Origin of the sequence: Faecalibacterium sp. I2-3-92 (assembly GCF_023347315.1) — a bacterium.
Taxonomy (GTDB): Bacteria; Bacillota; Clostridia; order Oscillospirales; family Ruminococcaceae; genus Faecalibacterium; species Faecalibacterium duncaniae.
In genome coordinates, this window is sequence record NZ_CP094470.1 from 330,819 (window position 1) to 356,020 (window position 25,202).

At 61.6% G+C, this 25,202-nt stretch carries 22 protein-coding genes; 14 read left to right on the top strand and 8 right to left on the bottom strand.

The window, feature by feature from the left end; translation table 11 throughout:
- Nucleotides 1-101 precede the first annotated feature (101 nt).
- From MTP42_RS01485 to MTP42_RS01495, 3 genes are all read left to right on the top strand, one after another.
- Entirely contained in the window at nucleotides 102-698 is a 597-nt protein-coding gene (locus MTP42_RS01485) for a TVP38/TMEM64 family protein (protein WP_249257809.1), read from the top strand.
- A 423-nt stretch (nucleotides 699-1,121) separates the two neighbouring features.
- A complete protein-coding gene (gene cysS, locus MTP42_RS01490; protein ID WP_005930099.1) occupies nucleotides 1,122-2,519 on the top strand; it encodes a cysteine--tRNA ligase in 1,398 nt (465 codons plus the stop codon).
- Nucleotides 2,520-2,649: 130 nt separating this feature from the next.
- Entirely contained in the window at nucleotides 2,650-3,603 is a 954-nt protein-coding gene (locus MTP42_RS01495; RefSeq protein ID WP_223453418.1) for a hypothetical protein, read from the top strand.
- 75 nt (nucleotides 3,604-3,678) lie between these two features.
- Here the strand turns inward: MTP42_RS01495 and MTP42_RS01500 are convergent, their stop codons facing one another.
- From MTP42_RS01500 to MTP42_RS01530, 7 genes are all read right to left on the bottom strand, one after another.
- A complete protein-coding gene (locus MTP42_RS01500) occupies nucleotides 3,679-4,431 on the bottom strand; it encodes a J domain-containing protein (protein ID WP_005930092.1) in 753 nt (250 codons plus the stop codon).
- Between the two features lie 107 nt (nucleotides 4,432-4,538).
- Nucleotides 4,539-5,378, bottom strand: a complete 840-nt coding sequence (locus MTP42_RS01505) for a DUF5685 family protein (protein ID WP_249257810.1) — start codon at nucleotides 5,376-5,378, stop codon at nucleotides 4,539-4,541.
- A gap of 3 nt (nucleotides 5,379-5,381) precedes the next feature.
- Nucleotides 5,382-5,777 carry a hypothetical protein gene (locus MTP42_RS01510; RefSeq protein ID WP_249257811.1) on the bottom strand — a complete coding sequence of 132 codons (396 nt, stop codon included), beginning with the start codon at nucleotides 5,775-5,777 and terminating at the stop codon, nucleotides 5,382-5,384.
- Nucleotides 5,778-5,927: 150 nt separating this feature from the next.
- Complete coding sequence (locus tag MTP42_RS01515) at nucleotides 5,928-8,333, bottom strand: glycoside hydrolase family 2 protein (RefSeq protein WP_097770183.1); 2,406 nt, start codon at nucleotides 8,331-8,333, stop codon at nucleotides 5,928-5,930.
- Between the two features lie 161 nt (nucleotides 8,334-8,494).
- Nucleotides 8,495-8,866, bottom strand: a complete 372-nt coding sequence (locus MTP42_RS01520) for a hypothetical protein (RefSeq protein WP_143405752.1) — start codon at nucleotides 8,864-8,866, stop codon at nucleotides 8,495-8,497.
- Nucleotides 8,867-8,909: 43 nt separating this feature from the next.
- A complete protein-coding gene (locus MTP42_RS01525; protein ID WP_143405751.1) occupies nucleotides 8,910-9,227 on the bottom strand; it encodes a hypothetical protein in 318 nt (105 codons plus the stop codon).
- 176 nt (nucleotides 9,228-9,403) lie between these two features.
- Complete coding sequence (locus MTP42_RS01530) at nucleotides 9,404-10,024, bottom strand: flavodoxin family protein (protein WP_035393384.1); 621 nt, start codon at nucleotides 10,022-10,024, stop codon at nucleotides 9,404-9,406.
- A 196-nt stretch (nucleotides 10,025-10,220) separates the two neighbouring features.
- On the opposite strand from MTP42_RS01530, the gene rsmD reads away from it, so the two are divergent.
- The 11 genes from rsmD (at nucleotide 10,221) to MTP42_RS01585 (ending at nucleotide 23,812) form a co-directional block, all read left to right on the top strand.
- Nucleotides 10,221-10,790, top strand: coding sequence for a 16S rRNA (guanine(966)-N(2))-methyltransferase RsmD (gene rsmD, locus MTP42_RS01535; protein WP_097770180.1), 570 nt, complete (start codon nucleotides 10,221-10,223; stop codon nucleotides 10,788-10,790).
- Nucleotides 10,787-11,248, top strand: a complete 462-nt coding sequence (locus MTP42_RS01540) for a hypothetical protein (RefSeq protein ID WP_005930075.1) — start codon at nucleotides 10,787-10,789, stop codon at nucleotides 11,246-11,248. The genes rsmD and MTP42_RS01540 overlap by 4 nt, the downstream gene beginning before the upstream one ends.
- Before the next feature lie 274 nt (nucleotides 11,249-11,522).
- On the top strand, nucleotides 11,523-12,491 hold the full coding sequence (gene rsmH / locus MTP42_RS01545) for a 16S rRNA (cytosine(1402)-N(4))-methyltransferase RsmH (RefSeq protein WP_249257812.1): 969 nt from the start codon (nucleotides 11,523-11,525) through the stop codon (nucleotides 12,489-12,491).
- A gap of 38 nt (nucleotides 12,492-12,529) precedes the next feature.
- Nucleotides 12,530-13,018, top strand: a complete 489-nt coding sequence (locus MTP42_RS01550) for a cell division protein FtsL (RefSeq protein ID WP_249257813.1) — start codon at nucleotides 12,530-12,532, stop codon at nucleotides 13,016-13,018.
- A 60-nt stretch (nucleotides 13,019-13,078) separates the two neighbouring features.
- On the top strand, nucleotides 13,079-15,634 hold the full coding sequence (locus MTP42_RS01555; protein WP_249257814.1) for a peptidoglycan D,D-transpeptidase FtsI family protein: 2,556 nt from the start codon (nucleotides 13,079-13,081) through the stop codon (nucleotides 15,632-15,634).
- 14 nt (nucleotides 15,635-15,648) lie between these two features.
- Entirely contained in the window at nucleotides 15,649-17,013 is a 1,365-nt protein-coding gene (locus MTP42_RS01560; RefSeq protein ID WP_249257815.1) for a UDP-N-acetylmuramoyl-tripeptide--D-alanyl-D-alanine ligase, read from the top strand.
- 9 nt (nucleotides 17,014-17,022) lie between these two features.
- Entirely contained in the window at nucleotides 17,023-18,066 is a 1,044-nt protein-coding gene (locus MTP42_RS01565) for a glycosyltransferase family 4 protein (protein ID WP_249257816.1), read from the top strand.
- A 13-nt stretch (nucleotides 18,067-18,079) separates the two neighbouring features.
- Complete coding sequence (locus tag MTP42_RS01570; protein WP_117535606.1) at nucleotides 18,080-19,354, top strand: FtsW/RodA/SpoVE family cell cycle protein; 1,275 nt, start codon at nucleotides 18,080-18,082, stop codon at nucleotides 19,352-19,354.
- Nucleotides 19,355-19,366: 12 nt separating this feature from the next.
- On the top strand, nucleotides 19,367-20,494 hold the full coding sequence (gene murG / locus MTP42_RS01575; protein WP_117534217.1) for an undecaprenyldiphospho-muramoylpentapeptide beta-N-acetylglucosaminyltransferase: 1,128 nt from the start codon (nucleotides 19,367-19,369) through the stop codon (nucleotides 20,492-20,494).
- A 36-nt stretch (nucleotides 20,495-20,530) separates the two neighbouring features.
- Nucleotides 20,531-22,318: an FtsQ-type POTRA domain-containing protein gene (locus MTP42_RS01580; RefSeq protein ID WP_249257817.1), complete on the top strand. Its 1,788-nt coding sequence runs from the start codon at nucleotides 20,531-20,533 to the stop codon at nucleotides 22,316-22,318.
- Between the two features lie 15 nt (nucleotides 22,319-22,333).
- Nucleotides 22,334-23,812 (top strand): UDP-N-acetylmuramoyl-L-alanyl-D-glutamate--2,6-diaminopimelate ligase, encoded by a 1,479-nt coding sequence (locus MTP42_RS01585; RefSeq protein WP_227611377.1) that lies wholly within the window; start codon nucleotides 22,334-22,336, stop codon nucleotides 23,810-23,812.
- A gap of 66 nt (nucleotides 23,813-23,878) precedes the next feature.
- Here the strand turns inward: MTP42_RS01585 and MTP42_RS01590 are convergent, their stop codons facing one another.
- Nucleotides 23,879-25,198 (bottom strand): SLC13 family permease, encoded by a 1,320-nt coding sequence (locus MTP42_RS01590; RefSeq protein ID WP_249257818.1) that lies wholly within the window; start codon nucleotides 25,196-25,198, stop codon nucleotides 23,879-23,881.
- Between the last annotated feature and the right edge of the window lie 4 nt (nucleotides 25,199-25,202).

Consider the following 25,202-nt stretch of genomic DNA (forward strand, 5'->3'; position numbering starts at 1 on the left):
TAGGTGATATGACAAAAAAAGCTCGTATTTTGTTCACGGGCGTGTCATAGAAACCGGATATACTAAAGAAAAATGAGAGGGAAGGAACACGCGGGATGGAAATGACGATGATAGGCTGGCTCCACCAGCTGGGAACGCTGGAATTCTGGGAGGCCCTGCTGGAAGGCTTTGGCGGCCTTGGCCCCATTGCGCCCGTGATCCTTGCGATGGTGGAATCCTTTTTTCCGCCGCTGCCGCTCATTGCCATTGTGGCGCTGAATGTTGCGGCCCACGGCGGGCTTCTGGGCTTTGTGTACAGCTGGGCCGGGGTGATGCTGGGCGGCACTGTGATGTTCCTGCTCTGGCGGCGTGTCGTCAAGCGTTTTTTCTGGAAATTTGCCCGCCGCTCGGCCAAGCTGCAAAAGGCGGAGCAATGGGTCAGCCGGTTCGACACCGCGTCCCTGTTCATGCTGTCGCTCCTGCCCTTTACGCCCTCGTCCTTTATGCACTTTGCCTTCGGCATCTCTGATTTTGACGAGAAGCGCTACCTTGTCACCATGCTGCTGGGCAAGGGCGTGATGGTGGCCATGATGGCCCTTTTCGGGCAGTCGCTGGTGTCCGCCATGAAGAACCCGTTCTACCTCGTGCTTGCCATCGCCATCTGGGCGGGAATGTACTTTGCCAGCAAGCACTTCTGTAAAAAGCACGAGATCGATTGAATCGGCGCAGAGCTGCCGCTGAAATGCCAGCGCCTGCGTTCTGCTTGACTTCTCCCCCCGGCCCGGCTATAATACAGATGTATCAGGAAAAATGCGTTTACCCGGGCAGAGTAGCGCAAAGGTGAGCTGGACAGAGAGAACGGGCCGTTGGCTGGGAGCCTGTTTGCAGCAGCGTGTGTGAAGTGCGCCCGGACAGCACGCCGCGGGAAACCTGCTGGGGAGTATCGCGGCGCGGCAGCCGCCGTTATCGGCTTTGAGCGACAAACAGAAGTGGAACCGCGATTTTGAAAACCGCCTTCGATGTGATATGGGAGATTGTATCACATCGGGGGCTTTTTTACTTCTCTGTTTTCGTAAGTCAGCGAAGCGAGACTGAGAGGTTCTGCTGCGGCTTTTGTTTGCCCTACAAGAAGGAGAGTTCTTATGCAGATTTTCAACACCCTGACCCGACAGAAGGAAGAGTTTGTGCCGCAGGTGCCCGGCGAATACCGCATCTACGTCTGCGGCCCCACCGTTTACAACTATATCCACATCGGCAATGCCCGCCCGCTGATCGTGTTCGATACCCTGCGCCGCTACCTGGAATACCGCGGCAACAAGGTCATCTATGTCTCCAACATCACCGATATTGATGACAAGCTCATCAAGAAGGGCCAGGAGGAGGGCACCTCCATGAAGGAAGTGGCCCAGCGCTTTGAGGCCGAGTACCTCAAGGATGCCGCCGGTCTGAACTGCAAAAAGCCCACGGTGCAGCCCCGTGCAACGGAGCACATCCAGCAGATCCTGGACATCGTCAAGGACCTGATTGATTCCGGCCACGCCTACGTTGCCAAGAACGGGGATGTCTACTTCCGCGTCAAGAGCGACCCGGAATACGGCAAACTGAGCCACCTCAAGCTGGACGATCTGGAGAGCGGCAACCGCGAGCTGCGCAGCCAGATGGAGGATGACCTGAAGGAAGACCCCGCCGACTTTGCCGTCTGGAAGGCTGCCAAGCCCGGCGAGCCCGCCTGGGAAAGCCCCTATGGCATGGGCCGCCCCGGCTGGCATATCGAGTGCAGCGCCATGAGCCGCACCCATCTGGGCAAGACCATCGACCTGCACTGCGGCGGTCAGGATCTGATCTTCCCCCACCACGAGAACGAGATCGCCCAGAGCGAGTGCGCCAACGGCTGCGAGTTTGCCCACTACTGGATGCACAACGGCTTCATCAACGTGGATAACCAGAAGATGTCCAAGAGCCTGCACAACTTCTTCACCGTCCGCGATGTGGCAGACCTCTACGGCTACGAGCCCATCCGCTACTTCATGCTGACCGCAGGCTACCGGATGCCCCTGAACTACACCGTGGACCTCATCGAGAGCTGCAAGAACAGCCTGGAGCGCCTTTACACCTGCCGCGAGAACCTCGATTTTGCCCTGAGCAAGACCGCGTTCGGCACCGATGAGACCCTGACCGCCAAGGCCGACGAGGCCCGCGCCAAGTTCTGCAAGGCCATGGACGATGACCTGAACACCCCCGATGCGCTGGCTGCCGTGTTCGATCTGGTCAAGGAGATCAACACCCTGTCCGCTGCCTCCTCCAAGGCTGCGCTGGAGGCTGCCGCCAAGGCGTTCGATGAGATCACCGGCGTGCTGGGCCTGATGTACAACCGCAAGAAGGACGAGGTGCCCGCTGAGGTGACGGAGCTGGTGGAAAAGCGTGCCGCCGCCAAGAAGGCCAAGGACTGGGCCGCTGCGGATGCTATCCGCGCGCAGCTCACCGAGATGGGCTGGGCTGTCAAAGATACCGCCCAGGGCCCGCAGCTGAGCAAAATTTAACTTGAATCCCGTTATTGACCTGTACGGTACAATGCGGTAAAATGAGGGTGCGGGAACACTGTGCTGTGTGTTCCACGCACCCTTATTTTTGCATGATACAAGAACCTATATAAAAGGAGGTCTTTGGCTGATGAAAACCAAACGGCTGATCTCATTGCTGCTGGCGGCAGTGTTCGCCCTGAGTGCGGCGGCCACACCGGCGCTGGCGGCTTCGGCGGGCAGCGAACTGCCTGACCTGACCACCGCAGGCGTGGATGAGAACAACAGCGTTGTCTCGATCCGCCTGACCGCAGACGGGGATCTGACCTATGGCTCCCCCTTTACCCTGAGCGTCCAGACCACCCCGGCAGATACCCAGTATATCGGCGTGGTGATGGGCACCAGCGGCGAAGCGCAGGGCTATGTGACCCTGATCCTTTCGGGCAAGATCCGCACTCTGCTCAAGATGATCCCCCTGCCGAAAAAGATGTCGGCGAACCCTGAGCAGGAAGAAGAGTTCAACATCTACGCCTACATCAAGCAGCTGATCGACGGCAACGACGTGAGCGTGCTGCTGCGGGTGGCTGATGAAGTGGTTTCTGTGATGGATGTCCTGAAATTCTACATCCCCACGCTGAAGGATGTCTCCACCGGCATGAAGCTGGCGCTGGAGCTCATCCGCAAATATCTGCCCGAGGGCGTGTTCAGCCGCATCTATCTGGACGAGCAGCCCACGGAAGCCGGCAGCTATGTGGGCGGTGCTGTGGCGCTGGAATCCGGTGATGTGAACACCGCCGGTATGGCGTTCTTCCGCATCAAGCCCAAGAGTGCGGGGGTGCGTGTCTACTGGGCACAGGAGCTCCCCGCCAGTATGACTGCGGCAGAGGCCCAGAACTACAACGTCACCGCAGTGGTCGAAAGTGACGGCCAGGTGGTCGAGGGCGGCAAGGTGACCTACACCTATAAAAAGAAGAGTGGTCTCTTCGATTTTCTGGGCACGACCCAGAGCGGATTCCCCACCGAGCCCGGCGAGTATGTCCAGACGGCCAAGGCCGCCGGAAACTACTCTAGCAGTGAGATCAGCCGGACTATCGTGATCCAGTAATCAAACAGCAAAAATCCCTCCCTGCCACGCCGGCAGGGAGGGATTTTTTAATTGTCCTTATATCATTTTTTGCGCTTACATCCGGAACCGCCAGCCCCAGCCGCCGCCACAGCAGCAGTTGCACAGCAGGTTGAGCAGGATCATGCTCCAGCACCAGCGCATCAGGCCGCCGGGCTGGGCGTAGGTGGTCTGGGTGCGGTAGGTGCGGCCCGGGTCCTGCAGATTGCGCAGGTTCATCTGGTATTCAGTGTTGCCGGGCTCCATCTGGGCGGCGCGGCGGGCATCCTGCAGGGCATCGATGCTGTTGCCCAGGCCCTGATTGGCCAGCGAGGAGAGATAGTACCACCGGGCGGTGCGCACGGTGATGCCGTCCAGCACGCGGCGGGCCTCGGGGTAGCGCTGGTTGACGATGAAGTTGCGTGCGGCCTGCATCTCAGGCGTGTCTGCACCGTTGTAGCCGGGCCCGCGCTGCTGCTGATAATTGCCGCCAAAGCCAAACCCGAACCCGAAGGGGTCGTAGCCGAAGCCAAAGTCTCCGAAATCCCCGTTGGAGTAACCGTTCTGCTGGTACCCCTGCTGATAGCCGCCGTAGGAGGGGCCGCTCTGCTGGCCGTAGGCACCGCCGTAGCCGCCGCCCATCTGGGGGCCGGTCTCGCCCTTGGTGATGGCATCGTATGCCGCCTGCACCTCCTTGAAGTGCTCTTCGGCGGTGGGGTCGTTGGGGTTCAGGTCAGGGTGCCAGCGCTTGCACTTGGCACGGTAAGCCTTTTTGATCTCGTCTTCACTGGCACCGCGCTGGATGCCCAGAACCTCATAGGGGTCTCTCATCGGTCTACTTCCTCACGTCTCTATTACCATCTGTGCGGCCATTGTGCCGCACAAGCAATCTTTAGTGTACAGGACTGGAACGGAAAAATCAAGGAAAACCGCCGGGATCAGGCGGTTTTGTCCTTCTTTTTTGCATTTTTACAGTGATATTTGAGCCACACGCCCGAATACAGGATGTTGCGCAGAAGGTCAACGTCCTCCACACAGGGCAGGCGCTCAAAGCTGCGGGCGCAGTTGGCCAGCAGCAGCTCAAAGATCTCCCGCATCTCTTCCTCGTACCCTGGTTCTCTGCTCAGGGTGCGCAGGGGATTGTATGCGCCCTTGCGCTCGTCCCGGGGCAGGTCGTCGTAGGCATCCAGCAGGTAGATGTACTTGCCCAGATTGAAGCCGATGCAGCGCAGCTCCGGCGACCAGTGGTCCTGCCGGTAATCGAACAGCTCGGCCATCAGTTCCCCAAAGCAGCCGGAAACGGCATCCAGATCCTCGCTGCCCTCGGCTTCGTACCGGGCCAGCCGATCCAGACAGGTGCGGATGGCGCTGCACTGGCGGGGCCAGCGGGCAGCGGCCTGCTGCGTGGGGGCAGCAAGCATCTTTTCAAAGCCCAGGCCCAGCAGGCTGTGGTCATCGTTCCACTTGTCCTGCGCGTTGTAGTAGTGCAAAGCCACGCTCAGGTCCGCGCAGTAATCGGTGGGGCCGCTGGAACGCCACTCCACCTTCCGGATGGGGTGGATGGGGCAGTGGTCACAGCCTGTCACACAGGCGCTTTCGCCCTCGTACAGGCTGCACAGCAGCAGATCCAGAAAAGTCAGGTCATAGCTCAGGGTCAGCCGCCCCCGGGTGCCGTGCAGCGCGCCGATGCGGCGGCAGAGCCCGCAGTAGGCCGCACGATACCGCGCCTGTGCCTCCGGGCTGAGCGCGGCCTGATTCGGGATAACATATCCGAACATGGCTCAGCTCTTCTTGATGAACTGGGTGCCGCAGCGGGGGCAGGAGATCTGGATGCGGCCGCGGCCGCGGGGCACGCGCAGCTTCTGGCGGCACTGGGGGCAGTGGTAGTAGTGATAGACCTTGCGGTTGGCCCACTGCTCCTTCCAGCCCTTGAACTTGTTGTCCACCCGATCCTTCAGGGTGTAGAACTTGTAGTTCTCCTCGGTGCGCTTGGAGATGTTCCGGCTGAAGGTGCGGTAGTAGCAGAAGATCAGCAGGGCCGCGCCCAGATAGGTGAACAGGCTGACCCGGCTGATGATGGCGATGAGGAGCAGCACCAGCGAGGCAATGCTCAGGAATTGGTTCAGGCCATCGGTGCCATAGCGGCCGATCATAAACTGACGAAGTTTCTCTCTCATAGATTTCCGGTCCTTTGTCCTCAAGAATAACCCTCTCAGCCACGCGGACGCATGGACGGAGAGGGCGTTTGATTGTTCACAACAATAGAATATCAGCCAACCATGATAAAACTTTGAACAGATTGCAAATCTACCATGAAAGGACGAAATTTAATTGGCATTCTCTGCACCGGAGCGCTTGCGCACGGTCAGGGCGGCTTCCACATCCAGCGCGCCCTCCATCCGGCAGTGCAGCACGGCACGGCCGGCTTCACCGGTGGTGGCAAGGTAGGTGCCCGCCATGCCGCCCCGCAGGGGGACGATGGCCGGGCCCAGGATCTTTACCGGGCCTTCCACGCTGAGCTGAACGGCTTCGCCGCAGTAGGGCAGCAGGTTGCCGTTCTGGTCGATGGCCCGCAGGCTGACCGCCGCGCAGTCCCAGGTGGGGCCGTCGGTCAGGATGGGGTTGTGCACCACGCATTCCAGCCGGACCGACTGCACCGGCTCTTTGACCACGGTGCGGACGGTGCGCCCGTGCCAGACTGCCTCAAACCGGTAAACGCTGGACGGACCGCCCAGCACGCCGATGTATTTGTAGTACATCCGGAGCAGGTCGTTTGCGCTCAGCCGCAGGGAGAGCATCCGCGCCCGGGAGAGAGGCGAAAGGTTCAGCGCATCCCGGCGCATCTCGTTGAGGATGGCCGCCACCTGCGGTGCCGTGCTCTGGTCAAGGCCCTCATACTTTTCCAGCAGGGAGCCGACGAAATCCTGGATCTCGATGGGCGGGTGGGGCAGGGCGGCAAAGCGGCCCCGGCGGTCGGGGGTGAACTCGGCAATGAAATCGTTGCCCCGGTAGAGGCGGACGCTCTCGGCGTTGGTGAACACCCAGCAGGCCCCGGCAAAGCCGCCGGGGTGGTCGCCCAGTGCCATGCTGGAAGAGACCTCGAACACCACGTCCGAAGGGGACCGGGGCGTTTTCTGGCTGGCGTAGACGGCGGCAGAGAGCTTCGGGTTGCGGAACAGATCCGTCACGCCGTGGTAGCAGATGCGGTCGCCGCTGCCGAACTCGCGGTGGGTGTTGTAATCGGCCATGCACCAGCCAAGGGCACCGGCCACGCCCTGCTGGGCAATGGCATCGTTAAGGACGGCGGCGTGGCGCAGAGCTTGTGCCAGCCGGTGCGGCTCGTCGTCAAAGGCTTTGGCCGGGAACTGCTGGCCCCCGAACTCGCTGATGAGGTAGCCCTTGCGCAGGTCAGGCGTAACGGCAGACCGGGGCTCGCAGCCCGGGCCCCGGCCGGAGTAGGAGTAATCGTTGTAGGCGTAAACGTCCTCGAGCAGCTGGCTCTTGCGGGCGATCCGCACGCCGCCGGTGGGGCGGGTGGGGTCCAGCCGATGGACGGCTTCGTTGGTGCGCTTGTAAAAGGCCTCGTTGTCGGAACTGCCGTTCACCCGCACGCCCCACAGGAACACGCTGGGGTGATTGCGGCACTGGCAGACCATCTCGCGGCAGTTCTGCAATGCCTGGGCCTGCCAGGCTTCATCCCCGATGTGCTGCCAGCCGGGCATCTCCACGAACACCAGCAGGCCCAGCTCATCGCAGGCATCCAGAAAAGCCGGGCTCTGGGGGTAGTGGCTGGTGCGCACTGCATTGCAGCCCAGCTGCTTTTTCAACAATTGGGCATCCAGCTGTTGAATGCTGTCCGGCATGGCATAGCCCTGATAGGCGTAGCTCTGATGCCGGTTCAGGCCCCGCAGCTCCACCCGCTGGCCGTTCAGATAAAAGCCCCCGGCCACGAACTGGATGGTGCGGAAGCCGAACCGGGTGCTCTTTTCGTCCAGCACCCGGTCGGGCAGGCCGCTGGTGCCGGGCCGGATGAGCCGGACGGTCAGGGTATAGAGGAAGGGGTGCTCCACGCTCCAGGGGTGCACGCCGTTCAGGGTGCCCACAATGGGCAGGCTGAGCTCACCGCTGTACAGGGCTCTGCTCCCGGCGGGGCTGCGGATCTCGGCCTGCAGGGTGCAGCCGATGGTCTCGCCCACTGTGGAGGAATAGATGCGGAAATCGCCCTCGGCCTGCGCCTCGATGAAGATGTCGCGCAGATAGGCGGGCTCCTTCACGTCCAGACTGACGGCCCGGTAGATGCCGCCGTAGGTCAGAAAATCGATCTGCCCGCCGAAGGGAGGAATGTTCAGGTCCTCCCGGCTGTCGCACCGGACAGCCACCACATTTTTTTGGCCCAGCAGCAGCGATTCGGTCAGGTCCACAGTAAAGGCGGTGTAGCCGCACCCGTGGTGGAACACCCGCCGCCCGTTGCAGAACACGGTGGCATCGTGGGCCACGGCTCCAAAGGTCAGCAGTACCGTGCGGCCCTGCCACTCTTTGGGCGCAAAAAACTCCCGCCGGTAGCCGGACACCCGCTGGTATTCGTTCTCGTTGCAATAGTTGTAGGGCAGCGTTTTGACCGTGTGGGGCAAGCGCACCGGCTCCAGCTCCACCCCGGTGCATTCGGGGCGGACGATGGCGGGATCAAAGGTGGGGGCAAACAGCCAGCCGTCGTTCCAATCGTAGTGTTCCATAGCTTGTCTCCATCGCTCTGCACAAAAAATTCTTACCCTTATGCTACCACAAAGTTGTGAACGAAAAAAGCACTCCGTCCCTTATTTTTTCCGTTTTTGCAGAAAAAGCTGTTAAAATCAAAAAAGCCCCCGCCGACAAGGACAGAGGCGCAAAGGAAGTATCAGAATCTGGGAAGGTCGTAGGCACGCATAGCAGGATGTTTGTGGGAAATCTGCTCTTCCGTAGAAACTACGCTGGTGCCAAACTTACAGGATTGACATTGATAAATTTCAACATGAGTGCGATTCTCGACCGAATCATTATATCGGGGATCGCGTCCCTGACAAGGAATAAAATTGACTGTATACCAGGAAGCATAATACTCATCCACACAAATCATATCGCTCTGTCCGCAATATTCGCAGACAAGGGACACGGTTTCGGCAGTTGTTGTAGCATTTACAGAACGAGCCTGAGACACTGCGAATGCGGGAAGAGCACATAGACCTGCAAAAAGAAAGGTGATAAAAAATAGAGTTAATCTCTTTTTCATAATATATTCACCCACCTATATTATCGAATCTTTTTGAGAAAAACTACGGATGATCGTGGACGACCTCTTCTTCATAGTGAGTGTTAGATTCGCCCCGATGGCAATAAGTGCACTCATAAACAGTTGTAATGGTACGACGCTTGATCGTATCATTGTAATTTGGTTTGTTATAAGAACAGGGAATATAACCAACAGAATACCAAGAGCTACGTTCGATACTGGTCTGAACCATTTCTCCACGGTTACAATCGCCGCAAAGAGAAGCACATGTTTGGATGCCGCCATTAGTAGCGAGCGAAGAAAAAGAAATGGAAGATAATAAAAGAATAGTTCCGACCAAACAACTGATAACTCGTTTCATAATAACAGCCTCCTTTTTATAGGGAAATAATTGAAAGACCTCAATTGAGATCATCTTTATTATATCATAAATAGAAATCGGCTGGAACTGTGAGAAAAAACAAAATGGCTGGCTGAAGTTTGGTCGGAGTGACGATAAAAAGTGCCCCCGCCGGGCAGGCGGGAGCGAGGGGAAACTCAGCGGATGAAATTGGTCATGGGGCGGCGGGGATTCTCGGGGTGGGTGATGCCGTTTGCTTTGCCCAGTTCGATGCACTTGAGCAGCCAGGCCATGTTGCGGCCCAGCTCCCGCATCACGGCACAGCCCTCTTCATCCTCCAGCACCTGCTCGGGTTTGGAGCCGTGGACCATGGGCCAGTAGGAACCGCTGACCAGCGGCATGTGGAAGAACTCGGGGTACTTCACCAGCTGGTCCAGCGTGGTGGTGGTGCCGGCGCGGCGGGCCGAAGCGCAGATGGCGGCGGGCTTGTAGGCCAGATACTTGCCGCCCGCGTAGGCCAGACGGTCCATGAAGCTGGTCATGTTGCCGGAGGCGGACGCATAGTGGACAGGTGTGCCGAACACAAAGGCATCGGCGGTCTTGGCCTTTTCGATGGCCTCGTTGACCACGCCGCCGAACACGCAGCCCTTACCGGCGGCACAGCCGCCGCAGCCGATGCAGCCGCCCACCGGCTTTGTGCCGACGTTCAGGATCTCGGTCTCGATGCCGCTGGCGTTCAGCTCCCCGGCGATCAGGGACAGGGCGGTATAGGTGCAGCCCTTCTCGTGGGGGCTGCCGTTGATGAGCAGGACTTTCATAAGCAGATACTCTCCTTTTTTGGCAAAACGCGCCGCACATGGGGCGCTTTGCCCTGATTTTAGCACAATTGCACCCTGAGTGCAACGCGCGCCCTTGACAAAGAGTTGCGTTTTGACGATAATATGGAGATACGAAAACACGAAACAGCTGCTGGCCGGGCAGGGGTCCCGGACAGCGGGAGAAGGAGGCAGATACATGCGCGTTATTGCAGGAGAAGCACGGGGCCGCAGGCTGGAAGCCCTGCCCGGCACCGAGATCACCCGCCCGACGATGGATCAGGTCAAGGAGGCCATGTTCAGCATCGTCCAGTTCGACCTGCCCGGTGCCCGGGTGCTCGACCTCTACGCAGGCAGCGGCCAGCTGGGCATCGAGGCCCTGAGCCGGGGTGCGGCCCGGTGCGTGTTCCTGGACGAGAACCGGGAGGCCGTGAACATCGTGATGAAGAACTGCAAGAACTGCGGCGTGTTTGACCGCAGCCGGGTCAACATCGGCGAGGCGGCACGGTATCTCTCCGCCTGCCATGAGCAGTTCGACATCGTGCTGCTGGACCCGCCCTTCCACACCGGCACGCTGGAAAAGATCCTGCCCGGCGTGGACAAATGCCTGGCTCCGGGCGGCATCGTGATCTGCGAGAGTGAGACCGGCCTGGTGCTGCCTGCCGAGGTGGGCGGCATGACCCTGAAAAAACAGTATAAATACGGCAAAGTCCTGCTGTGGAAGTATGGTAAGCCCCGGCAGAGCGCTGGAGAGGGAGATGCGGAATGAACGTAAACGAGCTTTTGGATACCATTGAGGATACGCTGGAGGAGAGCGCCGGAATGCCCCTTTCGGGCGGCAAGCGCATCGTGGATGTGGAGCAGATCCGGGATTATCTGGACGAGATCCGCCAGAACCTGCCTGTGGAGCTGCGGCAGGCCCAGTCCATTGTCAGCGACCGTGCCCAGCTCATCGAATCGGCCAACGCACAGGCGCAGGCCATTGTAAAAAAGGCCGAGGAGCGCGCCCGTGTGCTGGTGAGCGAGGCCGAGATCGTCAAGGCGGCCCAGCAGCGCGCCGGAGAGATCGTCTCCGCCGCCCAGACTGAGGCCCGCACTGTCCGCCAGACCGTGACCGACTACTGTGATAATATGCTCAAGACCACGGAAGAGACGATGGCGGAAAACGCCGCACAGGTCAAAAATGTCCGTGCAAACCTGCGCCAGAGCCCCCGGAAACAGCTCTGATGCGGGAATGTGAAATTTCCCGGTGAGAGCTTCCGGCCCCTGCAAGCAAAAACGACGGCCTGCAGGGGCTTTTTTTGGTACATTTTGAGAGAAAAAACAAAAGGGAAACTCTTGCAATCAGGGGCCTGTTTTGTTACAATAAAATTGTATCCTCAAGGCTGACCGGGCCACAAACTCCCGGCAGGCCGCAGGCCGCTTTCCCGGGCAGCAGCTCCGGGCAGAAAAGGGCGGCAGATGCAGGATCTTATCTGAGTTTTGAAAGGAGGCTGGGAACATGGACACAGTAAAAACGGCACAGCCCTTTGACCCGGCCTCGTTTGAGCATGTCCCGGTGCTGCTGAACGAGTGCCTGGACGGCCTGAAGATCGACCCGGCAGGCACCTATCTGGACGGCACGGCGGGCGGCGCGGGGCACTCCCGCCAGATCGCCCTGCGGCTGAACGGCGAGCAGGGCGGCAGGCTCATCTCGCTGGATCAGGACCCCGATGCCGTGCAGACGGCCCGGGCCCGGCTGGCGGGCCTGCCTGCCACCGTGGTGCAGATCAACTTCCGCTATGCCGGACAAGCTCTGGAGCAGCTGGGCATTGAAACGATCAACGGCGCGCTGCTGGATCTGGGCGTGTCCAGCCATCAGCTGGATGACGCGGCCCGGGGCTTTTCCTACCGGGCGGATGCCCCGCTGGACATGCGGATGAGCCAGGAGGGTGAGACGGCCGCCGATCTCGTGAACAGCGAGAGCCGGGAGGAGCTGGCCCGCATCCTGCGGGATTACGGCGAGGAGCCCTTCGCTTGGCAGATCGCGGGCAGGATCGTGGAAGCCCGGGAAACTGCCCCCATTGAAACGACATTGCAGCTGGCGGATATCGTGGCCAGCGCCATGCCCCCGGCGGAGCGCCGGAAGAACAAAAATCCCTCCCGCCGCACCTTCCAGGCACTGCGCATTGCGGTAAACCATGAGCTGGACGCACTGGAAGAGGGGCTGAACACCATTTTTGAGCATCTCGCACCGGGTGGAAGACTTTGCGTGATCACCTTCCACTCGCTGGAGGACCGGCTGGTCAAAAACAAGTTCCGCCGCTGGTCCACCGCCTGCACCTGCCCGCCGGAGTTCCCGGTGTGCGTCTGCGGCGGCAAGGCCAAGGCAAAGCTGATCACACGCAAACCCATTGAAGCCAACACGCAGGAGCTGGAAGAGAACCGGCGCAGCCGCTCGGCCCACCTGCGGGTTTTGGAAAAGATCTGAGGGCGGCACAGCCCCGGAGATGTGAGGAGGAGATCACCATGGGTCAGGCAGCATACGATATGACAGAGGTTCGGCGCAGAAGAGCGCCGCAGGCACAGCCAAAAGTTCCGCTGCGGGTAGAAAAGGGCGGCAAAAAGCGGCTGAACCCCGTGCGGGCCGCCATGCAGCACGTGCTGCAGCTGGTGGGCGCGGCTTTGCTGGTGGGCTTTGCGGTGAGCCTGCTGTGGAGCGAGGCGCAGCTGGTGGAGCTGAATTCTCAGATTCAGAGCGCCAAGGCAGAGCTTGTGAGCGAGCAGAGCCAGTATACATACTACAACAGTGCCCTGAACAGCCGCACCAACATCACAAGTGTTGAGGAGACCGCCACACGCCTGGGGCTGATGAAGATCGACCAGAGCCAGATCACCTACATCCGGCTGGATGAGGGTAGCGTTCTGGTGCGCAAGGCATCCGCTGTGCGGCAGTGGTCGGATCTGCTCCACGATGGGGCAATGACCATTCTTGCCTCTGTCAGAACGGCAAAATAAACCAAACAACGAAAAGCGTGCGGCAGCGCACGCTTTTTCGGTTTTCTTCGGGAGTACGCAATGCAAACACCATCCTCCAATCCCAAAAAGAACAGCGCCCGCCGCCGCAGTGCGGACCCGCACGCACGGCTCAGTGCCCGGCTGCGTCATATCAGCTTTGGTGCCGCCGTGCTTCTTGTGGTGGCCGCCGCGCTGACCGTGATCTACAGCCTGTACAAGATCCAGATCCGCGACGGTGCCACCTACCGCCAGTACGCCGCCGAGCAGCAGCTGCTGGACAGCACCATTCAGGCCACCCGCGGTGAGATCTACGACACCAGCGGCATCACGCTGGCTTCCACCAGCGTGGTCTGGACCATCTGGACCGACCCCTCTTACAGCACGGCCCTGTATACCACCACCACCGATCAGGATACCAAGGCGGAGACCCGCACCATCGATGAGGCCGCTATGAAGGAGGTCTGCACCCAGATCACCCTGCGCCTGCTTTCGGGCGACGGCGAGAGTCTGGACAGCGTGGACACCACTTCGGCAGAGTACCAGACCCAGTATCAGGCGGTCTGCGATGCCCTCTCCCAAAACGAAAGCTCCTATCAGGTGCTGGCCACCAAGGTCAACAATGCCATCAAGCTCTCCATTGAAGAATACGTCAAGACCTACAACAAGGCCCACAGCAAGAGCGGAAAATCTGCCGGTGCGCTGGAAAAGATTCTGGCCAAGCTGGGTCTGGGCCAGCAGGAGAGCGACGACGGCACCCCCACTGTCCGCAAGGGACGGGTGTCGGTGTCGGCCTCCAAGGGCTTCCAGCGGGATTACCCGTACGGCCGCTTTGCCGCCGCCGTGCTGGGCTTCTGCAATGCGGATGGTCAGGGCGTGTATGGTCTGGAAAACTCCTATGAGTCCACGCTGGCTGGTGTGAATGGCCGCACCATCACCCTGCGCAACGCCTACGGCAACGCCATTGCCGATGAAAACGCCACCACCTACGCCGCCAAGGACGGTTCCAATCTGGTGCTCTCGCTGGATGTGAACATTCAGGAGGTGGTGGAGCGCTACCTGAACGAGGCCGTGGCGGCCAACACCGTTGAGAACCGCGGATGCGCCATTGTGATGAACGTCAAGACCGGTGCCATCCTTGCCATGGCCTCCAAGCCGGACTTTGACCCCAATGATCCACAGGATTTCAGCGCCAATCTGGCCTACCTGACGGAGCAGGTGCAGGCTGAGCCGGAGCTGTACACCATCTACAAAAAAGACGAGAACGGCAACTACCTGCGGGACGAGAACGGCCAGAAGATCGCGGATGAGGAAGCCGACTACACCGGCACTTACCGGGATATCCAGTGGAAGAACAAGACCATCACCGAGCTGTACTACCCCGGAAGCGTGTTCAAGGTCATCACCGCCGCCATGGGTGTGGACAGCGGCAAGGCGACCTATTACACCACCCTGAACTGCTCCGGCGCGTACAGCGTGGCAAAGCAGACCTACCACTGCGCCGGCAGAAAATCGCACGGGGCCCAGAATCTGGCCGAGGCCCTGCGCAACAGCTGCAACATCTACTTTGTCCAGCTGGGCCAGCGCGTGGGTTCCAGCCTGTTCTATGATTACTTTGATGCCTTTGGCTTTACCGAGCGCACCGGTGTGGACCTGCCCAATGAGACCAGCTTCATGCAGTATTACAGCAAGAGCCGTCTGGGCGAGGTGGAGCTGGCCTCCTCCGCCTTTGGTCAGGCCATGGCCGTGACCCCGCTGCAGGTGTGCACCGCCATCTCGGCGGCAGTCAACGGCGGCTATCTGGTCACCCCTCATGTGGTGGATAAGATCACGGACCAGAACGGCAATGTGGTGCAGGAGATCGGCACCAACATCCGCCGTCAGGTCATCAGCGAGAGCGCCAGCGAGACCATCCGCCAGATCATGGAGTTTGAGGTGGGCGACGGCACCCAGGGCGGCGGCGGCAACGCCTACGTTGCAGGCTACCGCATCGGCGGCAAGTCCGGCACCTCCGAGCAGCTGAACATGGACCGCCGCGCCGATGGCGACTACAAGAAGGTGGCATCCTTTGCGGCTGTCCTGCCCGCCAACGACCCGGAGATCCTGGTCTATGTCATGCTGGACGACCCCAACAATGCCCGCACCGACTATTCCTCCATTCTGGCTGCCCCTGTGGTGGGCAACATCATCAGTGAGATCGCGCCCTATCTGGGCATCGCCACCGATGGCGTGGACCGCAGCGGCACCACCGTCAAGGTGCCCAACCTGACGGGCAAGGAGTGGAGCAACGCGCAGGTGCAGCTGAACATCAAGGGCTTGAAGCATCACCTGGCCGAGAGCGAATCCGACCAGACCGCCGCCCTTGTCACCTACCAGTACCCCCGTGCGGGGGCAGAGGTGCCCTACGGCACCACCGTTTATCTGTATACCGATACCTATGAGGGCAAACACGCCGAGGTGCCGGACGTGACCGGCAAGAGCGCGGACTTTGCCCGGCAGATGCTGAACGCCGCAGGGCTCAACTGCACAGTCGAAGGCTCCGGCACGGTCCAGAGCCAGAGTGAGGCACCCGGCTCCAGCGTCCAGCAGGGAACCATCGTACATCTGATCTGTGGATAAAGGGGAATGAGAGTATGGAAGCAATTGCAGCAAACATCCTGTTGGAGGGCCTGGCCGTCAACGCGCTGGCCCAGTGCGAGACCCCGGTCACGCTGGTGACCACTGACAGCCGTGAGGTCTGCCCCGGGTGCATCTTTGTGGCGTTCCCGGGCGAAAAATTCGACGGCCATGATTTTGCCGCCAAGGCGCTGGAAAACGGTGCGCTCTGCGTGGTGCTGAACCACCCCGTGGAAGGCGTGCCGGAGGAGAAGAGTGTGATCTGCCCGGACAGCTACCACGCCATGATGGTGATGGGTGCCAATTATCGCAGCCAGTTCCACCCCAAAGTGGTGGGCGTGACCGGCAGCGTGGGCAAGACCACCACCAAGCAGATGACCTACGCCGCCATTGCAGGCTTTGGCAGTACCATCAAGACCGAGGGCAACCAGAACAATGAGCTGGGCCTGCCCCGCACCATGTTCCGCATCGGCAAAGAGACCCAGTACGCCGTGGTGGAGATGGGAATGAGCCACGCCGGGGAGATCGAGCGCCTGAGCAAGTGCGCCCGCCCGGATGTAGGCATCATCACCTGCATCGGTGTGTCCCACATCGGCAATCTGGGCAGTCAGGAGAACATCTGCAAGGCAAAGCTGGAGATCTGCGCCGGTCTGCCGGAGGGTGCTCCGCTGGTGCTGAACGGGGACGACCCCTTCCTGCGCAAGGCCGTCCTGCCCGACCATGTCCGTCCGGTCTGGTTCAGCCTGGGCGATGAGAACGCCGATGTCTGTGCCCTGTCCATCCAGCAGGATGAAAAGGGCATGAGCTTTGTGCTGGAGGATCACGAGGAGGGGACTTTCCTCGTAAAGATCCCCGCCATGGGCCGGCATAATGTGGCCAACGCACTGGCTGCCTACTGCGCCGCCACCCGTCTGGGGCTGAATGCCCGCCGGGTCATTGCCGGTCTGGCCGACTTTGAGCAGACCGGGATGCGCCAGAAGGTGGTGCACGCCAGAGGCGTGGATGTCATTGAGGATTGCTACAATGCCAACCCCGACAGCATGAAGGCCGCGCTGGCCATGTTCAGGGAGTATCCCTGCAAGCGCCGCTTTGCTCTGCTGGGCGATATGCTGGAGCTGGGCGATATCAGCCGCGCTGCCCACGAGGAGGTGGGCCGTCAGGCCGTGGAAAACAAGGTGGACTACCTCGTCACCTATGGCGAGCAGGCCAAGCGCATTGCCGTGGTGGCTGCCGCCAAGGGGCTGCCCACCCTCCATGCCGACACCTACGCCCAGGCCGCCGAGGCCCTGCTGAACAAAATGCAGCCCGGCGATGCCCTGCTGGTCAAGGCCAGCCGCGGCATGGCACTGGAAAAAGTGCTGGAGATCTTTTACAAGGAGTAACATCGAGCTATGATTCGTTTCGCCTTGATCGCCGCCTCAACGCTGGGGTTCTTCCTCACGGCGGCGCTCGGGAATCTGATGGTGCCGCTGCTGCGGGCGTTCCAGGGACGCTGGGATGAGCCCAAGGCCCGGCAGACACCATCGCCCAAGCAGGAAGCACCGGATGCCGAGCCGGAGCGCCCGCCGCAGGCCCCCACCATGGGCGGGCTCTGCCTGATGGTGGGGGTGCTGGCTGCTGTGGGTGTGGGCTGGACAGCCGCCTGTGTGGCTCAGCCTGAGCTGCTGGGGGCCGAGAGCCTGTTCTCGGTCCGGCTGCTCACAGCGCTGCTGGGAGCTTTGCTCTTTGGCGGCGTGGGCCTGCTGGAGGATCTGGCCCGCATCCGCAGCCGTTCTCTGCTGGGCCTGCGGCGGCACACCCGCCTTGGGCTGGAAGCCGCTGCCGGTGCCGTGGTGCTGGTGCTGCTGGGAGCCAAAGGCTGCCCTGCAGCCGGGATCACCCTGCCGGGTGTGGGCTATGTCGATCTGGGCATTGCCGCCCCGCTGCTGTGGGAAGGGCTGCTGGTCGCACTGGCCGAGTGCGTCCGCATTGCCGATGGCATGGACGGCATTGTCTGCGGCACGTCCTTTGCGGCCATGCTGGGCCTGATGGGGGTGATGACCCTGCTGGGCTGGTTCCCGCTGGGCGTTCTGCCCGCCGCACTGGCCGGTTCCCTGATGGCCTTCCTGCTCTGGAACTTCCCGCCCGCAAAGCTGCGGCTGGGCAGCGTGGGCAGCCTGTTTCTGGCCGGGATGCTGGGGTGCGTTCCCCTGTGCATCGGCTGGCCTGACCTCACCCTGCCGCTGGCCCTGCCCTTCTGGCTGGAGGGCGGCATGGTGGCCCTGCAGATCCTGGTCTGCAAGGCCAGCCGGGGCCGCAGGCAGCTGTTCCGCTCGGCACCGCTCCACCGCTGGCTGGAGCTGCGGGGCCAGAGCGCGGAACAGATCTTTTATACCTTTTGTGTCATTGCCATGCTGGGCGTGGCGCTGACCGTTCAGCTGGCAAAAATCAGTTAAGGAGGGGTGCAGTTTGGCAACACTCCGCAGAAAAAAAGCAGAGCCGTTTTCCGTCTTTCAGCGGGACCCCGGCCCCTGGCCGCCCATCCTGCTCAACTGGATGGCGACCCTGGCCATCATCATGGTGTTCGGGCTAGTCATGCTGTTCAGTGCAAGCTATACCACGGGCTATCTCCGCTTTGGGGACAGCTTCCATTACATCAAATCCCAGCTGCTCTGCACGGTGCTGGGCCTGGGCATGATGTTCCTGTTCTCCTATTTTGACCACCGCTTCCTGCGCAGAATGGTCAAGCTGGGCTATGTTGTCTGCCTGATCCTGCTGGTGCTGGTGCTGTTCAGCAGCCCCATCAACGGCTGCCGCCGGTGGATCAGCTTCGGCGGCCTGACCTTACAGGCCTCCGAGGTGGCAAAGTTTGAGATGATTCTGCTCACGGCAGACATCGCCGCCAGGACCCCGCAGGTCAAATTCGGCGAGGTGCCCCTGCGCAAGTGGGTCCACCACAGCATCGTGGTGGAGCTCATCCGGCCCATCCTGTGGCTGATGCCTGTCCTGATCCTGCTGGTGCTGGAGCCCCACATGTCGGGCATCCTGCTGACCACGGCCATCGTGGGCACCATCCTGCTGCTGGGCGGCAGCGGCGGCATCATTACCTGGGGCTGTGCCGGTGCCGCGCTGTTCCTGCTGGAGACTTTGCTGAAGCATGTGGACTCCATCGACTACCTACAGAGCCGTCTGGACGGCTGGACGCAGGATCTTGACCGGATGACCAGCCAGACCAAGCAGAGCCTGTACGCCATCGGCTCAGGCGGTGCCACGGGGCTGGGCCTTGGCAACAGCATCGAAAAGCAGCTCTGGCTGCCGGAGAGCACCAACGACTTTATCTTCAGTGTCGTGTGCGAGGAACTGGGCTTTGTCGGTGCGGTGATCGTCATCGTGCTGTTCGTCCTCTTTCTGGTGCAGGGCTTCTGGATCGCCTTCCATGCCGAAAACCGGTTCTGCACGCTGGTGGGCATCGGCATCATGGCGCAGATCGCCTGGCAGGTGTTCTGCAACATTGCCGTTGTCACCAACACCCTGCCCAACACCGGCATTTCGCTGCCCTTCTTCTCCTCCGGCGGCACCAGTCTGATCCTGCTGCTGGCCGAGATGGGCGTTATGGTCAATATCGGGCGCAACGGCGAACGGGCCCGCCTGGAACGGGAGGAAGCCCACGCCGAGCGGGAGCGCCAGCGCAAGGCAAAGACCATTGTGCTGGATACCGCGCGCAGAGCGCAGACAGAACAGTAAGGAGGAACCAAGATGCGTGTACTCATTGCAGCCGGCGGCACTGCCGGCCATATCAACCCGGCTCTGGCCATTGCGGGAGCCATCAAAAAGGCCGACCCCACCGCAGAGATCCATTTTGCGGGCCGGAAAGAGGGCATGGAGTACCGTCTGGTCACACAGGCGGGCTATCCCTTCCATCACATCGAGATCACCGGCTTTCAGCGGAAGCTGAGCCTGAACAATATCAAGCGGAATATCATTACCCTGTGGAATCTGGCACTCTCCGGCCCCAAGGCCAAAAAGATGATGAAGGACATCCAGCCCGACCTGGTCATTGGCTGCGGCGGCTATGTGTCCGGCCCGGTGGTGCGCTGCGCCGCCAGACAGGGCATCAAGACCGCCCTGCATGAGCAGAACGCCTTTCCCGGCGTGACCAACAAGCTGCTGGCCCCGGATGTGGACATCGTGTTCGCCGCCGTGCCCGCCGCCGTGGAAAAGCTGGGCGCACCCGAAAAGACCATCGTGGTGGGCAACCCCGTCCGGCCTGAGGTGTTCACCCAGGCGAAGAACCGGGAAGCCATCCGTGCCGAACTGGGCGCAGGCGACCGCACCGTGATCCTCTCCTTTGGCGGCAGTCTGGGTGCCCGCCGCGTGAACGAGGTGGTGGCCGACCTCTGCGCCTGGGAGCAGAAAAACCACAAGCCCGTCCTCCATCTCCATGCCACCGGTCAGTACGGCGTGCAGCTGTTTCAGGATCTGGAAAAGGAAAAGGGCTTTGCCCCCGGCGAGAGCCTTGTGGTGAAGGAATACATCAACAATATGCCCGAGCTGCTGGCCGCAGCGGACCTTGTCATCAGCCGCGCCGGTGCCCTGACACTGGCTGAGCTGGAGGCTGTGGGCCGTGCCGCCGTGCTTATCCCCAGCCCCAACGTGGCCGAGAATCACCAGTATTACAACGCCATGGAGCTGCAGAAGGCCGGCGCTGCTGTGGTCATTGAGGAAAAAGACCTGACCGGCGAAAAGCTGGTGCAGACCGTTTCCGGGATGCTGGCCCAGCCCGGCAAGCTGGCTGAGATGGGCCGCAATGCCCGGAGCTTGTCGGTGGACGACAGCCTGGACCGCATTGCGGATGCCCTGCTCAAGCTGGTCAAGACCCCGTAACGGAAGGAAAAAACAGAGGAAAGGAGGTGCAGCCGGATGCCGCAGAATGACCGGAACAGCCGGAACCGCAAGCGCCGCCGGGCCTACGATCAGGCCCGGGATGACCGGCGCGGCGGGCAGAGCACCCAGCGCCGCAGCAGCGCGGGTGCAGGCAGTGACCTGGGGTACAGCGGGTACGCAGGATATTCCTCCGGCGGCCACCCCATCACGAACCCCAATTATGACCCCGATGCGCCCCGCCCCAGCCGGTATACGGAGCGCACGGTGAACTACGGCTCCTACCCGGATAACAGCATCACCTTTCCCACCGGCGGGCGGAGCAGCCAGAGCGGCGCACAGCGCCCCCGCAGCGGGCAGAGCGGCCAGCGGCGCACCTCCGGGGGCAATCAGCGGAACCGCCGCCCGTCTGGCGGCCAGAACCGGAACGCCCAGCGCCGCCCGCAGAACGCCCAGAGCCGCAGCGGCCAGCGGATGCGGCCGGTGCAGAGGCAGAACGCCCGGCGTGACCCCGTCCGGCGGGAGGGCAGGAAAAAGCGGAAGCTGACCCGGGCCGCCATCCGGCGGCGCAGGCTCATGCGGCGGCTCACGGCCCTTGTCATGCTGCTCTGCGTCATCGGCGCGGGGGTCTACCTCACCGTGACGATGCTGTTCAAGATCAGTTCCATTCAGGTGCAGACAGCGGACGGTGTGGTGCAGGAGGCCGGCGGCTATACCAGCGACCAGATCCTGCAGGCGCTGGATGTCCATCTGGAAGAGAATATCTTCAGTTTTGACCCCGGCAGCAAGGCCGCCGCGCTGGAAAAAGTGTTCCCCATGCTGGAGGATATCCGGGTGGAGCGGAATTACCCCGGCACCGTGGTGGTGCGGGTAACAGAAGCCCAGCCTGCCTGGGCCATGCAGACCTCCTCCGGCTGGCTGACCCTCTCGGGCGGCCTGAAGATCCTGGAGAAGGATTCTGCCCAGCCTGCCGGTCTGCCCACTCTGTACGGCGGCGAACCGGTCTCTGCCGAACCCGGCGAACAGCTGACCTTTGCGGCGGAGCCCAAGGCCGACAGCACCCCGGACAGCGCCGCCGACAGCAGCGCCTCCGGCACTGTTGAGGAGGAGGCGGACCAGCGGCTGGAAAGCCTGAACACCCTGCTGGCCGCGCTGGATGCCGCAGGCATGAGCGCCGACGTGACCCGCATCGAGTTTGCGGACGTGGACGAGATGGCCTTCCTCTATCAGGACCGAATCAGCGTCTGGCTGGGCACCCTGAACGAGCTGGAATATAAGCTTAAGCTGGCAAAGCACGTCCTGCTGAATGAGGACGGCAAGGGCTGTGCCGCGACCGACACCGGAAAGCTGGACTTCACCCATATCAGCATGTCCAGCACCCGCAAGTTCACCTTTGCACAGGGTGAGCCGGAGCTGCCCTCCGGCTACATCGTGCCTGAACCGGTGGAGGAAACACCCGCCGAAGAAGGTGTGACCGGTGAAACGGCAGACGGCACTGCCACAGACGGCACTGCCACAGACGGCACTGCCACAGACGGCACTGCCACAGACGGCACTGCCACAGACGGCACTGCCACAGACGGCACTGCCACAGACGGCACTGCCACAGACGGCACTGCCACAGACGGCACTGCCACAGACGGCACTGCCACAGACGGCACTGCCCCGGCAGAGGGCGAAGCCGCTGCAGATGCCGCTGCCGAAACACCAACGGATACCGCCGCAGCCCCGGCAGGCCCGGAGGCCGGACCGACGGCACAGCCGACCCCCGCCGAAGGAACGACCCCGGCGGCGGGCGATGCAAACCAAACCCAAACGACCCAATGAGGAGCGTGTAATGTTATGAAGCTGGAACAATTACTGGAAGGCGTGCCCTTTACGCTGGTGCAGGGCAGCCTGGATACCGAAGTGCAGGACATCATCTACGACAGCCGGAAGGCGGCCCCGGGCCTTGCCTTTGTCTGCATCGTGGGCACCCAGCGTGACAGCCACGAGTTTGCCGCGGACTGCGCCGCCAAGGGCGTGAGCGTGCTGGTCATCCAGCATGATATCGACCTTTCTGCCATGCCCGGTGTGACCGTGGTCAAGGTGGAGAGCAGCCGCTATGCCATGGCGCTGATGAGCGGCAACCTCTTTGGCAACCCCTCCCGCCAGATGACCATGATCGGCGTGACCGGTACCAAGGGCAAGACCACCACCACCCACATGATCAAGAGCGTGCTGGAAGCTGCCGGGAAAAAGGTCGGCATGATCGGCACCAACGGCATCTATTTCATGGGCCGTCATCAGGAGACCGCCAACACCACCCCTGAGAGCTACGAGCTGCAAAAGACCTTCCGCCAGTTTCTGGACGCAGGCTGCGATGTGGCCCTGATGGAGGTGTCCAGCCAGGGCCTGATGATGGACCGTGTGGCGGGGGTGCACTATGATATCGGCGTGTTCACCAACCTTTCCCCCGACCACATCGGCCCCGGTGAGCACAAGACCTTTGAGGAGTACCGCAGCTGGAAGGGGCAGCTCTTCCGGCGGTGTGATGTGGGCGTGGTGAACATCGATGATGAGAACACCGAAGCCCTGCTGGAAGGCCACACCTGCAAGCTGGTGACCTATGGCCGCAGTGAAAAGGCCGACTACCGCGCCGAGGGTTGTGAGCTGCTGCGCACCCACGATTTTCTGGGCGTGGCGTTCCACGTCTCTGGCAGAGACAATATGGATGTCAGGGTGAACATGCCCGGCGAGTTCAGCGTCTACAACGCGCTGGCCGCCCTGGCTGTGGGCAAGGTGCTTGGCCTGCCCGATACCGCCATCCACGAGGGTCTGGGCAAGTGCGTGGTCAAGGGCCGCGTGGAGCTGGTGCCCATCAGCAAAAAGTTCACCATCCTGCTGGATTACGCCCACAACGAGGTCTCCACCGAGAGCCTGCTCACCACCCTGCGGGCCTATCACCCCCACCGGCTGGTGGTGGTGTTCGGCTGCGGCGGCAACCGCTCCAAGCTGCGCCGCTACGGCATGGGCGAGACCTGCGCCAAAATGGCGGATTTCTCCATCCTGACCGAGGACAACAACCGCTTTGAGAAGATCGAGGACATCCTCGCCGATATCCGGGTGGGCATGAACAAGGGCAACCCCGATGCCAAGTTTGTGGAGATCCCCGACCGTCTGGACGCGCTCCACTACGCCGTGGATCACGCCCAGGAGGGCGACCTGATCGCCGTCATCGGCAAGGGCCACGAGACCTACCGCGACCGTGAGGGCGTGAAAACCCCCTTCCTGGAGCGGGAGCTGCTGGAAGAATACGCCCAGCAGATCGGGTTGGAATAAATGAGAAAAACGCGCTGTGTCGTTGGACACAGCGCGTTTTTTGCTTCTACTTTGGCACGGCAGCGCTTATGCGCCCCACACCAGCCAGAGATACGCATAGCCTGTCAGGACGGCTGCCAGCGTGAACGGGATGCCGATGCGCAGGAAATCACGAGTGCGCACCTGCTCACCCTGCTTGCGCAGGATGCCGATGGCTGCAATGTTGGCCGAAGCGCCAATGGGGGTCAGGTTGCCGCCCAGAGTTGCGCCCGTGAGCAGGCCGAAATAAAACAGCTCGGGCGGGAAGCCTGCACCGCCGTTCATCAGCCCGGCAATGCCCTGCACCACCGGCAGCATGGTGGCCACATAGGGGATGTTGTCGATGAAGGCAGAAAGGCCCACCGAGACGAACACCAGCAGGGTATAGAGCCGGAAGGGGTCATCACCGGAGAGGGTGTAGAACAGCTGGGCGGCGGCATCAATGACCCCGGCCTTGCGGATGCCCTCGATCAGGATGAACAGCCCGAACAACAGCAGCAGGGTGTCACAGTCCAGCTCCCGGGCGGCCAGCCGGAACGGCGCGAACGAGCGGCGGCGCAGGCAGGCGCGCAGGATGCCGAACAGGCAGACCCCTGCACAGATCAGACCACTGCGCAGGCCATAGAGCGCCAGCGGCAGACCGCCCGCAGGCTGGGGCAGGAAGGATGCCGCGATGAGCAGGCCCACCGTCAGCAGCATCAGGGCGGAGGGAACGGTGTCGGTGACCTCTGTCTCCACCGTGGCCGAGATGGGCTGGGTCTCGTGCCGGAAGGTGAACAGCAGCACGCCCAGAGAGGCCAGCGCCCCCAGCTCCACCCCGAAGAAGATGCCGGGCCTGCCCTCCATCCAGAAGAAATGGAAGAAGTTCATCCCCGCAAAGCCGCCCAGCAGGATGCTGGTGGTGTCGCCCACAAGGGTGGCGGCTCCCTGCAGGTTGGAGGAGACCGCAATGGAGATGAGGACGGGCACGGGGGAGATCCTGAGCTTGCGGGCAATGGCAAGGCCCACCGGGGCCACCATGAGCACCGTGGCAACATTGTCCACAAAGGCGCTGATGACCCCGGCAAAAAGGGCCAGCATACACACGGCCCATTTCACGTTGGGCACCCGCACGATGAGCAGCTCGGCCAGCCGGGCAGGCATCCTGCTCTCAATGAAGAGGGAGACCGTGCCCATGGTGCCCGCCATCATCAGCAGGACATTGAAGTCCACAGCCCGGGCGGCATCCATCAGGGTAAAGTCCCACAGGCCCGCCGCGCCCAGAGCCAGAAACAGAGCGGCCCCGCCCAGCGCGGCAAAAGGCCGGTACTGCGGCAGGGCCAGCATCAGAAGATAGGTCAGCAGAAAAATGATCAGTGCAGGAAGCATACGC